Origin of the sequence: Proteus sp. NMG38-2 (assembly GCF_020640995.1) — a bacterium.
GTDB lineage: Bacteria > Pseudomonadota > Gammaproteobacteria > Enterobacterales > Enterobacteriaceae > Proteus.
Window position 1 is genome coordinate 3830516 of the sequence record NZ_CP085481.1, and the last position, 15718, is coordinate 3846233.

The 15718-nt window shown below is 36.8% G+C and carries 14 protein-coding genes and 1 tRNA gene; 8 read left to right on the top strand and 7 right to left on the bottom strand.

The window, feature by feature from the left end; genetic code table 11:
• Window positions 1–142: 142 nt before the first annotated feature.
• Window positions 143–619 carry an RpiB/LacA/LacB family sugar-phosphate isomerase gene (locus LG402_RS18060; protein ID WP_109408338.1) on the bottom strand — a complete coding sequence of 159 codons (477 nt, stop codon included), beginning with the start codon at window positions 617–619 and terminating at the stop codon, window positions 143–145.
• 733 nt (window positions 620–1352) lie between these two features.
• Window positions 1353–1919, bottom strand: a complete 567-nt coding sequence (gene efp / locus LG402_RS18065; protein WP_006536168.1) for an elongation factor P — start codon at window positions 1917–1919, stop codon at window positions 1353–1355.
• 44 nt (window positions 1920–1963) lie between these two features.
• On the opposite strand from efp, the gene epmB reads away from it, so the two are divergent.
• Both epmB and LG402_RS18075 read left to right on the top strand, forming a co-directional pair.
• Window positions 1964–2992 (top strand): EF-P beta-lysylation protein EpmB, encoded by a 1029-nt coding sequence (gene epmB, locus LG402_RS18070; RefSeq protein ID WP_227336077.1) that lies wholly within the window; start codon window positions 1964–1966, stop codon window positions 2990–2992.
• Window positions 2993–3215: 223 nt separating this feature from the next.
• Window positions 3216–3854: an NAD(P)H-binding protein gene (locus tag LG402_RS18075; RefSeq protein ID WP_166539978.1), complete on the top strand. Its 639-nt coding sequence runs from the start codon at window positions 3216–3218 to the stop codon at window positions 3852–3854.
• 103 nt (window positions 3855–3957) lie between these two features.
• Here the strand turns inward: LG402_RS18075 and LG402_RS18080 are convergent, their stop codons facing one another.
• The 5 genes from LG402_RS18080 to LG402_RS18100 form a co-directional block, all read right to left on the bottom strand.
• A complete protein-coding gene (locus LG402_RS18080; protein ID WP_023582946.1) occupies window positions 3958–4302 on the bottom strand; it encodes a DUF4156 domain-containing protein in 345 nt (114 codons plus the stop codon).
• A gap of 325 nt (window positions 4303–4627) precedes the next feature.
• The gene (locus LG402_RS18085) at window positions 4628–6259 is read right to left on the bottom strand and encodes a Na+/H+ antiporter (protein ID WP_227336078.1); all 1632 of its coding nucleotides are present in this window, start codon (window positions 6257–6259) and stop codon (window positions 4628–4630) included.
• Window positions 6260–6447: 188 nt separating this feature from the next.
• On the bottom strand, window positions 6448–8094 hold the full coding sequence (gene groL, locus LG402_RS18090) for a chaperonin GroEL (RefSeq protein ID WP_166539976.1): 1647 nt from the start codon (window positions 8092–8094) through the stop codon (window positions 6448–6450).
• Between the two features lie 52 nt (window positions 8095–8146).
• Entirely contained in the window at window positions 8147–8440 is a 294-nt protein-coding gene (locus LG402_RS18095; protein ID WP_036914050.1) for a co-chaperone GroES, read from the bottom strand.
• A 169-nt stretch (window positions 8441–8609) separates the two neighbouring features.
• Window positions 8610–9116, bottom strand: a complete 507-nt coding sequence (locus tag LG402_RS18100) for an FxsA family protein (RefSeq protein ID WP_109408343.1) — start codon at window positions 9114–9116, stop codon at window positions 8610–8612.
• Between the two features lie 374 nt (window positions 9117–9490).
• On the opposite strand from LG402_RS18100, the gene aspA reads away from it, so the two are divergent.
• The 6 genes from aspA (at window position 9491) to LG402_RS18130 (ending at window position 15715) form a co-directional block, all read left to right on the top strand.
• The gene (gene aspA / locus LG402_RS18105) at window positions 9491–10915 is read left to right on the top strand and encodes an aspartate ammonia-lyase (protein WP_109408344.1); all 1425 of its coding nucleotides are present in this window, start codon (window positions 9491–9493) and stop codon (window positions 10913–10915) included.
• A 158-nt stretch (window positions 10916–11073) separates the two neighbouring features.
• Window positions 11074–12399, top strand: a complete 1326-nt coding sequence (locus LG402_RS18110) for an anaerobic C4-dicarboxylate transporter (protein WP_072069058.1) — start codon at window positions 11074–11076, stop codon at window positions 12397–12399.
• Window positions 12400–12583: 184 nt separating this feature from the next.
• Window positions 12584–13156: a division control transcriptional repressor DicD gene (gene dicD / locus LG402_RS18115; protein WP_166539975.1), complete on the top strand. Its 573-nt coding sequence runs from the start codon at window positions 12584–12586 to the stop codon at window positions 13154–13156.
• A 296-nt stretch (window positions 13157–13452) separates the two neighbouring features.
• Window positions 13453–13528: transfer RNA gene (locus LG402_RS18120), tRNA-Phe, on the top strand.
• Between the two features lie 605 nt (window positions 13529–14133).
• Window positions 14134–14781, top strand: coding sequence for a CPBP family intramembrane glutamic endopeptidase (locus tag LG402_RS18125; RefSeq protein WP_227336079.1), 648 nt, complete (start codon window positions 14134–14136; stop codon window positions 14779–14781).
• Window positions 14782–15085: 304 nt separating this feature from the next.
• Window positions 15086–15715, top strand: a complete 630-nt coding sequence (locus LG402_RS18130; RefSeq protein WP_227336080.1) for an OB-fold-containig protein — start codon at window positions 15086–15088, stop codon at window positions 15713–15715.
• Window positions 15716–15718: the final 3 nt, after the last annotated feature.

Here is a 15718-nt window from a genome sequence, read left to right on the forward strand (position 1 = left end):
TTTATTGTTAAGCCATAAAAATGCTTTATTTATTATCTAGTATAGATACTAGATCTTTATCTATTTAATAAGCAAAATATATCACTTAAGCAAAAAATAAGCCTGATAATTCAGGCTTATAAAAGTGAATAATAATAATGACTTAAATTTTATAAATTTTCTTTTCTATTTGTCTCATTGAATTTAAGCCAGATTGTAAATCTTCTGGTGTTGCTTCAGAAAAACCTTCTGTAAAGGTTGCTGATAAATAAGCATCAACCATCATTTTAGCTTTAAACGGTGTTATTAATAAGCCACCCATTGCCATCATATTACAGTTATTAATGATCTTACAAAAACGGGCTGTCGTGATACTTTCACATACACCACAATAAACATTTTTATGTTTATTCGCACTAATGCTCACCCCCATTCCTGTACCACAGAAAACAAAGCCAATATATTCAGGATGTTCAGAAATAATTGAACCTACTTTATCACCTACATCACAATAGCCAATAGGACCTGATTCTGTGAGATCTTTTATTGTGTAATTTTTTTCTAACAAATACGTTTTAATCGTATTTTTAAGTTCAAATCCTGAAGGGTCAGCGCCCATAATAATCGTTCTATTTTCCATATAGCCTCCTAAAATAACTCAAGCACTACTGGTAAATATAACTAATTGATAATATTCAAATTTAAAATAAATTTAAAGACTATTATTTATATTTAACCTACATAAAGTATAGATTAAAATTCTATTATTTGTGTTTAAGTATGGGGGATTTACAAAAAATAAGAAGAAATAAAGAAATGGAAATTCATTCCATAAAAAAAGTATTTAACCTATAAAATAAGTTAAATTTTTTATGTCATAAATTGAATTGATAAAAAAATAAAAGAGATATATCAAAGTAAATGTCTATATTGAAAGGGTTTCCCTAGTACAACTAAAATATAAAATAAAGATCAATAATATTACAGGATTAATGTTTTTATCTATACTCTTCAATATCTCTTAAAGGAAAGTCAAAAAACTTAAAATAAATATTGCTGTGGATTATCTTTACCAAAACAACCTACACATTCATTCTAAGAAAATGGTTATTTTTTACCAATTCCAATATTGAATAGAGCATTCATTTTTGGCATTTAAAATATAATGAAAGGATAAATAAATTAGGAACAAAATAATAACATAAAAAATTAAATAATGCAGTAATACAAATTAATCAATTTTTTAGAAAGAAAATAGTATAGTTTATTCAATTATTATAAATTAAAACAAAAAAATACCGCAGATAGTTAACATTATCTGCGGTAATTAATTATTGTACTTAACGTTGTACTCAGTAAAATAATCTACGCGATTATTTTACACGTGATACGTATTCGCCTGAACGAGTATCAACTTTGATAACTTCACCAATTTGTACAAACAGTGGAACTTTAACAACAGCGCCAGTGCTTAATGTTGCTGGTTTACCACCTGTACCTGCAGTGTCACCTTTCAGACCTGGATCAGTATCAACGATTTCTAATTCAACAAAGTTTGGTGGAATAACAGCAATAGGACGATTATCCCACAGTGTTACGATACACTCAGCTTGGTCGATCAACCATTTAGCATTATCACCAACAGCTTTTTCGTCTGCAGCTAATTGTTCGAAAGTTTCGTTGTTCATGAAATGCCAGAACTCACCGTCGTTGTACAGGTAAGTTAAGTTGATATCCATGACATCAGCACCTTCTGCTGAATCAGTAGATTTAAATGTTTTTTCCAGTAATTTGTTAGAGATCAGTTTACGCAGACGTACACGAGCAAATGCCTGACCTTTACCAGGTTTAACAAATTCACATTCAGTAATGACGGCTGGCTCGCCATCTAACATGATTTTAAGACCTGAACGAAAATCGTTGGTATTATAAGAAGCCATGAATATCCTCTAACTTTTTTAATTTAAAATGGCATAGCCAAAAAATGGCACACATTGTAACTCATAATCACCCCACCAGAGAAGTCTGGTTAACACAACTCGCGCAGGCAATCAGTGATCCTGTTGAATTACTCCAACTTTTAGCATTGGAACATCACGCTGATCTCCAAAAAGGGGCTCAGGCGCGACGGCTTTTTCCGCTACGGGTTCCCCGTGAATTCGTTGCACGCATGAAAAAAGGCGATCCTAACGATCCATTACTTTTACAAGTATTAACTGCAAATGCTGAATTTACCATAACACCAGGATTTTCTACGGATCCGTTAGATGAGCAACAAAATGCGGTGCCAGGTTTATTACATAAATATCAGAATCGTGCATTGCTTCTGGTCAAAGGTGGTTGCGCTGTCAATTGTCGCTACTGTTTTCGTCGTCATTTTCCCTATGAAGACAACAAAGGAAACAAGGCTAATTGGCAAAAGGCAATAGAGTATATCAAAAATAACCCAAAACTCGATGAAATCATCTTCTCTGGGGGCGATCCTCTTATGGCGAAAGATGATGAGCTTGATTGGTTAATAACACAACTGGAAGCGATCCCTCATCTTAAACGTTTACGTATCCACTCTCGCTTACCTGTGGTTATTCCTGCTCGCGTAACTGATGCACTATGTCAGCGCTTACAACAATCACGTTTGCAAAATATTATGGTACTGCATACCAATCACGCTAATGAAATGGATGACGCATTGAAAGAAGCCTGTTTAAAGCTAAAAAAGGCCAATGTCACTTTATTAAATCAAGGTGTGTTATTGCGTGGGGTTAACGACAGTGCTGAAGTCCTTGCAGATTTAAGTCGTGCCTTATTTGATGCAGGTGTTATGCCTTATTACTTGCATGTTCTAGATAAAGTACAAGGTGCGGCTCACTTTATGGTGCCAGACAGTGAAGCTAGAGAAATTATGAAAGGGCTTATGAGCTTAGTATCAGGTTATATGGTGCCTAAACTCACGCGTGAAATTGGTGGTGAACCAAGTAAGACGTTACTTGATTTAGGGTTACGTCAAGAGTGATCCCTGATGCTAACCGATACTATTTACGTTTAGATTATATAATTAACCCAACATAATCACACAAAAGTGACTACACTATAAAGATAGGTTTGGTGGTGATTTTCATAAAAATCATTTATCTAATTAAGTTATGTTCACTTTCTTTCATTATGAAAAAGCACCTTCTTGGGTGCTTTTTTGTCTTTTAAATCAGTGAACACTTAAATAGTATTGAGGAGACAATATGAACATAATGGTAATCGGTGCAAAAGGGCGAGTTGGGCATAAATTAGTTGGAACACTATTAGCTAATGGGCACCATGTCATCGGAACTACCAGAAAAATCTCACACTCATCTAAAATCAAAGATTCACATTATCGTGAAATTGAACTAGATATCACAAAACCTTTGTCTTCCATTTCTCATAAATTCCCTGAACATTTAGATGCCATCTATTTTACAACAGGCTCTAGAGGGGAAGATCTATTACAGGTTGATCTACATGGTGCTGTAAAAACCATGCAAATTGCCATGGAGAAAGGTATAAAAAGATATATCATGCTTAGTGCAGTAAATTCTTTATTACCTGATAAATGGACCACATTAGTTGATTATTTTACTGCTAAATATTTTGCAGATCTTTATCTGATCAATCAGACCAACCTCGATTACACAATAATTCAAGCTGGTTATTTAACTGAACACTCAGGAACACATAAGATCTGCACAAAAAAAGAAGAAATACCCGCTGATGGCGAAATATCTATTGATAATGTAGCGTTAACGCTTGCTGAAATTTTAGATAAGAAGAATACCTTTAAAAAATGTATTCCAATATTAGATGGTGATATCGAGATAAAAGAGGCTATTAAGCAGATCTAAATACTCAATAGAATTTGCCCTTAATAATAAAAAACAAACCTGACCCCAAAGAAAAAAGTATTGAGGTCAGGTCTTGGTACTTAAAAAGTAACCACGTATTCAATTACTGACACTTATAAACTTGCCCACTCATTTTGCTATCTAATGGTGCAAAGCTATCAACAAAGCTACCTGCGCCAGTACCAACGTTAAAAATAACGTTACCACCCATTGCGGCTGCTTTATTACGTAAGTCGTTAGCAGCACCTCGCAGTGATTGGCTTTCAGTACGGGAACCTGATAACCAGTTATTTTGAACACCTGTCACTGTTCCTAATAATTGGCATTCACTGCCTGGTTGCGTATCAGTGATTTGTACCTGTGAGCCAGCAGTGCTTAATGTGTTTGTTGCAGAACAGCCTGCTAATAACAACGCTGCAGCAGCTCCCAATAACAATTTAATTCGCATGATCCCCTCATTTATTTGAGTGTCCGTTTAGTCAAGACAACAATATACCTTGTCATCCCTCTTATGCGCAAAAATAAATCATTATTACTATCTCACATTAGCCAATAGCCTTAAGATATTATTTTCGCTTTAAACTTATTTTAACGTATAAATTCGGCTTTGAGATAGACAAAGCAACAATGCCCCTATTCTACACCGCTTTTATGCTTTTAAAATGATCTGTCCTATTTTCAGCCTACACAGTGCGAGAATGAACACACTATTTGTTCATTTTTTAAAAATCGTCAGACAATCAATCATCATCTGACGATAATATTGGCCTAAATTAACTCAAATGATGATTCAGCGCTTCTTCTTTTAAATCTAATTCATGACGTAAACGATGATAAATATGTTCACTAATATGGCGAGATTTACGCAGTTGTTGCAATGCATCACGTTCAACCTTTAATGCACTACGAGATAATTTTCGCTCCATACTAAACAAGCGCTTAAGATCAAGCGCACCTTCTTGCACACTATTTTCACTATCAAGGCGGCGACTGTAGATCTCTAATAAATGAGAGCCAGCTTCTATGCGTAGCGACATTTCATCTAAGTCTTCGCAAGGTTGATTCATTAATTCATTGATATGTGCAATTGCTGCTTCATTTAAGGCTAAACGTGTACGAATTTCATCATCCTCATATGGTAAGTCTTCTGAGAGCCCTTTAGTTAAAATCGGCAATGCGATTGTTGCGATTAATAATGAGCAAAGAATAACTCCCATAGCAATAAAGATAGCGAGATCACGCGTTGGGAATGGCGAGCCGTCAGTCATTAATAAAGGAAGTGTTAAAATACCAGCTAATGTAATTGCACCTCTCACACCAGCAGTTGCCATAATCGCCATTAAACGCAGATCATGACGAGATAAACGTTTATTAGGTGAACGAAAAACGGTAAGTGACATTGATACCCAAACCCATGTAAAACGCAGTACAGCAAGTCCTACAGTGATCACGATAATGTAACCTAAAACAGCCCAAGGGTTAGTAGCCCCAGCGGATTGCGTCACTTCAGGTAAAATTTTCCACATTGCCGGAAGTTGTTCACCTAATAAAATAAAGATCATGCCGTTAAGTGCAACTTGAACCGTATCCCAAACCGCTTTACTTTGCATACGTGTGGCCGCTTGCATACGGCCAACAATTTTTTCATAGTGCATTGCAATACCTGCAACCACTGCAGCTAAGATCCCCGATACATGGAAATGCTCTGCCAATAAATAGGCAAAAAATGGCATTAATAAACTAATCAAAATTTGGATTGCAGGATCTTCACCAGTGCGTCTCACCAAAAACTGATTAAACCGCCCTATAATACCTGCCACAATTAAACCAATTGCCGCCCCACCTAAAGCCACAACTAAAAATTGTCCTGTTGCTGAAGCAATAGAAAAAGATCCCGTTAATGCAGCCGCAACCGCAAAGCTAAAACAAACTAAACCTGTTGCGTCATTAAGTAACGATTCCCCTTCTAAAATATGCGTCATACGAGAAGGAAGTGGCGAATTTACAGTCATTGCAGATACTGAAACAGGATCGGTTGGAGACAAAATTGCTGCTAAAGCAAATGCAATCGCAAGCGAAATAGAAGGAATAAGCCAGTGAATAAAAAAGCCCATGCCAATTACGGTGACAACCACTAAACCGATCGCCAATGACATAATAGGTTTAATTTCTTGAAATAGTGCCTCTTTAGGGATACGCCACCCATCTAAAAATAGAAGCGGTGGAATAAAGAGGAACAAAAAAAGATGTGGATCAAAAGCCACCTCAAAACCAAAAATCGACAAACAAGCCCCTACAGCTATTTGGATCAATGGCAGAGGAATTTTTTCTGACAATAATCGTGAGATAAACACACTCACAATCACAGCAAAAAGAAAAATAAGTACAATCGCGACGACAGACATGGTGGATACCCCAATTTATTTAATTATTTTTAAGCGATGCAGTAAAAACGATCTATTGTCTCGTTGTAAAGAAATAAGTTGTTTCTAATTATATAAAAAACAAATTATCTGATAATTCTGAAATAAAACAGCATAAAAAAACCCGAGCCTAAGCTCGGGTTTTTCGTGTAAAACAGTTAGCTGATGAATTACATCATGCCGCCCATTCCACCCATGCCGCCCATACCACCAGCGCCACCTAAATCCATTTTGTCATCTTTAGGTGAATCAGTGATCATCGCTTCTGTTGTGATCATCAGACCTGCGATAGATGCAGCAAATTGCAGTGCAGAACGAGTAACTTTAGTTGGATCTAAGATACCCATATCAATCATATCGCCGTAAGCATCAGTTGCAGCGTTATAACCGTAGTTACCTTCACCCGCTTTCACGTTGTTTACAATAACAGATGGTTCTTCACCTGCGTTAGCAACGATTTGACGCATTGGAGATTCCATTGCACGTAATGCAACACGGATACCCACGGTTTGTTCTTCGTTATCACCAATCATCTCACGCAGAGCGTTAGCAACACGAACCAGTGCAGTACCACCACCAGCAACAACGCCTTCTTCAACAGCTGCACGAGTTGCATGCAGAGCATCGTCAACACGAGCGCGTTTTTCTTTCATTTCAACTTCAGTTGCTGCACCGACTTTAATTACTGCAACACCGCCAGCTAATTTAGCAACGCGTTCTTGTAATTTTTCACGGTCATAATCTGAAGTTGCATCTTCGATTTGTTGACGGATTTGAGCTACACGACCGCTGATTGCGTCTTGGTCACCTAAACCATCAATGATTGTGGTAGTGTCTTTGTTGATAACAACACGTTTTGCTTGACCTAAGTCTTCTAAGGTTGCTTTTTCTAACTCCATGCCGATTTCTTCAGAAATGACAGCACCGTTAGTTAACGTTGCGATATCTTGTAACATTGCTTTACGGCGATCACCAAAACCAGGTGCTTTAACCGCAGCAACTTTAACGATACCACGCATGTTGTTTACAACTAAGGTTGCCAGTGCTTCGCCTTCAACATCTTCTGCAATGATAAGCAGAGGTTTGTTAGCTTTAGCAACACCTTCTAAAACAGGCAGTAATTCACGGATGTTAGACACTTTTTTGTCAACTAACAGAATGAATGGGTTTTCTAATTCTGCTGTACCTGTTTCATGTTTGTTGATGAAGTAAGGAGACAGATAACCGCGGTCAAACTGCATACCTTCAACAACATCTAGCTCATCTTCTAAGCCAGTACCTTCTTCAACAGTGATAACACCTTCTTTACCTACTTTATCCATCGCTTGCGCGATCAGAGTACCGACGGTTTCATCAGCGTTAGCAGAAATTGTACCAACTTGAGCAATCGCTTTAGTATCTGAACATGGAACAGACAGTTTTTTCAGTTCTTCGACAGCAGCAATAACTGCTTTATCGATACCACGTTTCAGATCCATTGGGTTCATGCCAGCGGCAACGGCTTTTAAACCTTCGGCAATAATTGATTGTGCTAATACTGTTGCAGTTGTAGTACCGTCACCAGCCGCATCATTGGCTTTAGAAGCAACTTCTTTCACCATCTGCGCACCCATGTTCTCGAATTTATCTTCAAGTTCAATTTCACGTGCGACAGATACACCATCTTTAGTAATAACAGGTGAGCCGAAAGATTTATCTAAAACAACGTTACGACCTTTAGGGCCTAAAGTTACTTTAACTGCATCTGCAAGAACATTAACACCACGTAACATTTTATTACGAGCATCTACACCGAATTTGACGTCTTTAGCTGCCATCGTATATTTCCTTTGAATTCGTTCAGTTTAAGAAGATCTTAAAAGAGAAAAATTATTCTTCTACAATTGCTAAAATGTCGCTTTCAGACATGATAAGCACGTCTTCGTTATCAATTTTTTCTGTTTTAACGCCATAACCGTCGTTAAAAATTACGATATCGCCAACTTTAACATCCAGTGGTTTAACGTCGCCGTTTTCCATAATACGGCCTTGACCTACGGCTAAGATTTCGCCACGAGTAGATTTACCCGCCGCTGTGCCAGTAAGGACGATACCGCCTGCTGATTTAGCTTCGACTTCTTTACGTTTAACAATAACACGGTCATGTAATGGACGAATCTTCATTAATAGTGCTCCTATAAAAAAGTCCATATCAGGATTAAGGTTGATACCAGTGCCTAAGATGAACCAGTACCATGACGATACAGGTGGGGGCATCCGGTAAAACTTCAAGGGGAGAAGTGTGTTTTTTTTTCAAATTTTCCCCTTTTTAGTCGATTATGCTTTGGGCTAATTATTTTTTATCAGAAAAATGGTCGTTATCCTGATCTTCACCCTTATTATTCAGTTGGTTACTTGGTGAATCTTCTTTGCGCTGATACTCACCTTCAAAAGTGGTGCCATTTTGACTAGAAGAAAATCCACTTTGTCCGTTACTACCTGAATAAACACGAATACGAGAAATTAATTTTGTCACTAACAGTGCTTGTAACGGTGGCAGTAATAACAGCAAACCTAAGAAGTCCGTAAAGAAGCCGGGGATCAGCAATAAAATACCCGCCAGTATTAACGAAACGCTTTTCACCATTTCAGCAGCAGGCACTTCACCCACGGCAAGTTTTTGCTGCATTGAAGCAATATTTTTTACGCCCTGATTTTTTACCAATGAGACACCAACACAAGAAGTCAGCACCACAAGGAATAGTGTTGTAAGTACGCCAATCGAAGATGCTACATTGACGAAAATAACAGCTTCTACATAGATAAGAAGACAAATAACAATTAATGGGAGCCAACGCACTTGGTTCTCCTTTTTATAAAAAAAGATTCATATTATTAATAGAAAGGAGTGTGAACTACATCTAAGGTGATGGTTTACGAACTCGCTTTTTCTTAGTTTATCTACATAATAATGGGGAGCCTAACACTCCTTTTCAAGGGGCGTTAAAAAGAGAAGTAGAACTGTAAAATCCATGAGATAGATCACAAAAAGAAAATATTTAGACGTTATTTACGTATAAAGTGATCCAGCTTAAAGGTATTTGTTCACAACCCGAATATGATCGTGTCAGTACCAAGCAAAACGGTAAGTTATATTACATTATTAACCGTTAACGATATATTTTATTAACAAGCGCATAACTAGACAGTTAAAATTTTAATAAGAAGGTTCTCATGTCAAATAAAACTCGTATCGAAGAAGACCTGTTAGGTAAAAGAGAAGTTCCTGCTGATGCTTACTATGGCGTCCACACTTTACGTGCAATTGAAAACTTCTACATCAGTGATCGTACCATCAATGATGTTCCAGAATTCATCCGCGGTATGGTAATGGTGAAAAAAGCCGCAGCATTAGCAAACAAAGAACTTCACACTATTCCTCGTGAAATCGCTGATACGATTATCAAAGCCTGTGACGTAGTATTAGAAACAGGTAAACACATGGATCAATTCCCAGTTGATGTATTCCAAGGCGGTGCGGGTACTTCATTAAATATGAATACCAATGAAGTTATCGCAAACATCGGTCTGGAATTAATGGGCCACCAAAAAGGTGAATACCAATACCTGAACCCGAATGACCACGTCAATAAGAGCCAATCAACAAACGACGCTTATCCTTGTGGTTTCCGTGTAGCGGTTTATAACTCTGTTATCAAATTAACTGAATCTATCGAACTGCTGAAAGCAGGTTTTGATAGAAAAGCAGTTGAGTTTAAAGACATCCTGAAAATGGGTCGTACTCAATTACAAGATGCTGTACCAATGACTTTAGGTCAAGAATTCCACGCTTTCTCTGTACTGATGAAAGAAGAAATCAAAAACCTGAAACGCACTGCTGAGTTACTGTTAGAAATGAACTTAGGTGCAACAGCTATCGGTACTGGTCTGAACACAGCACCAGGTTACCAAAAACTGTCTGTTGAAAAACTGGCAGAAGTAACTGGTTTAGCTTGTGTTCCAGCAGAAGACTTAATTGAAGCAACTTCTGACTGTGGTGCTTATGTAATGGTTCACGGCGCATTAAAACGCTTAGCTGTGAAAATGTCTAAAATCTGTAATGACTTACGTTTACTGTCCTCTGGTCCTCGTGCAGGTCTGAAAGAAATCAATCTTCCAGAACTACAAGCAGGTTCTTCAATCATGCCAGCTAAAGTAAACCCAGTTATTCCAGAAGTTGTTAACCAAGCTTGCTTTAAAGTTATCGGTAATGACACTTGTGTAACAATGGCTGCTGAAGCAGGTCAATTACAATTAAACGTAATGGAACCTGCAATCGGTCAAGCAATGTTCGAATCAATCTCTCTGTTAAGCAACGCTTGCCGTAACTTAGTAGAAAAATGTGTTGATGGTATCACTGCGAATAAAGACGTCTGTGAACACTTCGTATTTAGCTCAATCGGTATCGTTACTTATCTGAACCCATTCATTGGTCACCATAACGGCGACATCGTTGGTAAGATTTGTGCAGAAACTGGTAAGAGTGTACGAGAAGTTGTTCTAGAACGCGGTTTATTAACCGAAGAACAACTGGATGATATCTTCTCTATCGAGAACTTAAAAAACCCGGCTTACAAAGCAAAACGCTTCGATGATTAATAATTGTGTTTTATAACATGACACTGTTAAACATAAGAATGAGCTCTTAAAAATACAAGGCACGGACTCTTTAAGAGGCGTGCCTTTTTACTTGATTGTAAAAACAAAAATTTAACTTATCTTTCTCATTTTTTTAATTATCTCAAGGAGTAAACGCTATGTTAGCCGTAGAATTGATTATCGTTCTGCTGGCCATTTTCCTCGGTGCGAGACTTGGGGGAATTGGTATCGGGTTTGCCGGTGGTTTAGGGGTTTTAGTTTTAGCTGCTATCGGTGTTAAACCTGGTTCAATCCCTTTTGATGTTATCTCCATCATTATGGCTGTTATTGCCGCAATCTCTGCGATGCAGGTTGCTGGTGGTTTAGATTACCTTGTTGGCCAAACTGAAAAACTGTTAAGACGTAATCCAAAATACATCACAATTCTTGCGCCAATTGTGACTTATTTCTTAACTCTATTTGCAGGTACAGGGAACATTTCTCTAGCAACACTGCCTGTTATCGCAGAAGTTGCAAAAGAACAAGGCATCAAACCTTGCCGTCCTTTATCAACAGGTGTTGTTGCAGCTCAAATCGGTATTACTGCATCTCCTATCTCTGCTGCAGTTGTGTACATGGCATCAGTCATGGAAAACCCAGCAATGGTCGGTGAAGGTAATACAGTAAGTTACATCACTCTACTGTCTATCTTATTACCAGCAACTTTCCTTGCTATCATTCTGATGTCATTCATCGTGTCTTGGGTATTTAACTCAAAACTATCTGATGATGCTGTTTATCGTGAACGTTTAGAACAAGGTCTGGTTGAGTTACGTGGTAGCCAAGAACGTAGAGAAACATTACCAGGTGCTAAATCATCTGTAATGCTGTTCTTACTGGGTGTTGTCTGTGTTGTTACTTATGCAATCATCAACAGCCCAAGCTTAGGTATTGTGAAAGAACCGTTAATGAACACCACTAACGCTATTCTTATCATCATGCTGAGTGTTGCAACGCTTATCACTGTTTTCTGTAAAGTTAAAACTGATACCATCCTCAACTCAAGTACTTTTAAAGCCGGTATGAGTGCATGTATCTGTATTCTGGGTGTTGCATGGTTAGGTGATACTTTCGTTTCAAGTAACATTGATTGGATCAAACTGACTGCGGGTGATTTAATCACTGGCCATCCTTGGTTATTAGCCGTTATCTTCTTCTTCTGTTCTGCACTGTTATATTCACAAGCAGCAACAGCAAAAGCATTAATGCCAATGGCTTTAGCACTAGGTGTATCTCCATTAACTGCAATTGCATCTTTCTCTGCGGTTTCTGGTCTGTTCATCCTGCCAACTTACCCAACACTGGTTGCGGCAGTTCAAATGGATGACACCGGTACAACCCGTATCGGTAAATTAGTCTTCAACCACCCATTCTTTATCCCTGGTACAATTGGTGTGGTATTAGCTGTCGGATTTGGTTTCCTCTTCGGCGGTATGATCCTGTAGTTTGAAGTAAAAAATTAAAACATTGCAAAAAAGCGCCTAGCGCTTACAAGAAATAAAAAAACAAGAAAATACCCCGTCGCAAGATGGGGTATTTTCATTTTACCCTGTCGCCTCTTGCTTTCATTTTTAGTTAAAGTCTGCTAATTATGATGTTTTCGCGACAACGTGATTTAAGGAGATTTCCGTGCAACGTGAAGCATTATTAGACCACGTACTTATCAAGCTAGAGCAATACGGCTTAGCCGCAACTTTACCAGAGCTTCTTCAAGATTCGGGTATCAATGAATCTCAACTTCACCCATTTTGGCCTGATAGAGATGCCTTAATTTTTGATTGTCTTCGCCATCATGGGCAGCAAATTGATATTTGGCAACGCCAAGTGATGTTAGATGAAGAACTGACTATCGAACAAAAGTTACTTGCCCGTTATGATCAACTGGTCATACGTTTAGAGAAAAACCGTTTTCCTGGTTGTTTATTTGTTGCAGCATGTAGCGCATACCCTGATGAGCACTCTCAAATTCACCAATTAAGCCAACGTCAAAAGCAAAGCTCATTTGATTACTCTAGAACGCTACTACGCGAGCTTGATATCGAAGACAGCGAGTTAGTTGCTAAACAGATGGAACTCATCTTAGAAGGCTGTTTAAGCCGTTTAATGGTGAATCATCATGCTGATGATATTATTACAGCAAAATTATTGGCTGAGGATATTCTTAAGATTGCTCAATGCCGTAAAAATGGTGCATTAAGTTAGTTTTGAGTGTTGGAAAACGAGAAAAATGATCTGTTTTTTTGCTTGTACCCAATTTCTCTCTGCTGAGTAGCAAAAATCAAATTTAATCATCAAAAAAAGAGAAAGTTTTCTCTTTGATCTGCAAAAAAGTGAATATCTTTACTGATTGTTATTTAAGCACTTTTTACTAAAAAATTGCTTATGATGAAAATTTAAACTCGAATAGAATAAAAAGAAAGCAAACAAACTTATTTTTGCATTTTTTATTAAAAAGACGTTGACGCATCACGCTGAATACGGTTTAATGCGCCTCGTTAGCCCGAATAGCTCAGTCGGTAGAGCAGGGGATTGAAAATCCCCGTGTCCTTGGTTCGATTCCGAGTTCGGGCACCATCTTTAGAAAAACCAGCCTTAGGGCTGGTTTTTTGCTTTCATAGACTAAACTAATTGTTATTCTTACTAAATACCGCTTCTCTTTTCTACCTACCTCATTCCTATCTATTAGAAAGTAGATCAAAATAAATACAACACTATTAGTAATATGCTAGTTCAGATATATTTGTATCATATGAGGATCAGGTAGATAGATTATGAAAAATGGAATTGAAGGCTTAATGTTAAAAAATGGCATTTTTAATTACCATCGCTATCGTTCTTTTCTCTTCCACACCAATATTAAGATATAAATCTTTGTATTTATAAAAAACACAAAGGAAAATAATTAGCTACCATTATTATCTCTTAAATATCATAGGTCGAACACGTTGAGTGTTTATTAATCACCTCATTAAAAGAGTGAAATACGACTGACTCATCGATAACTAAAAGCATAATTGAAAACGATAGAGCAACTCCTACATAAACCAAACATCTAAGTATTTTCTTATATCCTAATAATTCAAATATTCCTTCATACTCTTTTCTTACAAAGCCTTTATAATTTGGAACATGATAAAAATAGAACTACCTCATCGGTATAACTTCAAGGATCAACAAAAATGGAATTTCCCAAAGACCGAATTTATCACTCCTTTATTTGCGTACTTGCCTTTATAGGTTATTTTTTCTCATCTTTTAGTCTATTACTGACTCCCTCTCCTGTTGCACTATTTCAATCACCTTATATCATCTCATTGATCAGTTTTTTTATTTATCTCCCCTACTGTCTAATTATTTGGCTTGCCTATCAAAAACATATTAAATTAATGCCGTTAGGTCGCCTTCAATGGAGTACACTAAAAGCCCCCTTTTTGGCCTTAGTGGGATTATATTTTATTAGTCTATTTTTAGGCTCTGAAGATGATTCATGGGTTACAGAAATTGAATCCATTACAGGTTTTGCCTTCTTCTTATTTGCACTCTCAGTTATTTTTATTGCTCCAATTACTGAAGAAGTCATTTTTAGAGGTTTTCTACTAAATGCGGGTATGTGGTATGGCAATATCGGAAAATGGATTGCCATTATTATCTCTTCACTTTTATTTGCCGCTATGCATACTCAATATGAGTCAATGACTACGTTTATCCTTATTTTTGTTGTGGGTGTTGTGTTTTGCCAAATCAGAATAGGAACTCGTTCATTAATCGCACCGATAGTACTGCATGGAATGCACAACACTATTAGTGTCATTTTTTTAATGTTATAGAGTTTTTATTTAATAAATTTCTATTTTTTATAACAAAACACTTATTCAGTTAATAATAAATGATATGTAATAGATAAAAATATTTTTATTATTACTTTAGAGAATGATCTGATTTTATACGCAATAATACCGAATATTATTCATCATTATCTAAATAAGTTATATTAACTTCCATAAAAAATAAAATGAAAAAATAAATATAGAATGTGATTATAACTACATGCTTTTTCAGCGTATTAAAGTATGATAAGAGATATTAATATGACAAGGATATTACCTTCTTCTTAAATTAAGAGAACTCTTTATGAATTTGTTTTTCCAAAATAGCCTAGCTTTTCCTAGCATTATTTTTAGTGCATTACTTATTATTATCTCTTTTTATTGGCTTTGTGCTGCTTTTGGATTATTAGATATTGATTTATTTAATATTGATAGTGAATTGGATGTTGATGCAACAGGTTTCGCAGGTTGGTTAACAAAATTAGGATTAGCCGGTATCCCAGTTACGATTATTGTAACCTTTTTTACCCTTATTGCCTGGTTTATCAGTTACTTTACTAACTATTGGATTATCAGCGCTATTGAAACCAATTTTATTCATTATTTAGTTGGCTTTGTTGCTTTAATCATTATCTCTTTTATTTCTCTTAATCTTACTGCGGTATGTTTAAAACCTATTCGCAAAAAACTCATGTCGCGTAATAAGCCTAAATCAGTACACCAATTAATAGGTAAATTAGCCATAGTACGATCAGCGAATGTAGCGGAAAACAAAGGTGAAGCCGTTTTAGAGGATGGAGGTGCAGGTTTAATTTTACAAGTTAGAGCACCAGAACAAGAAAATATTAAACGAGGAGACAACGTTATTATTATTAGCTATGACGCGTCTACTCACAGTTATCAAGTCGTAACGGAAGATGAATTTCATCGCTGATAT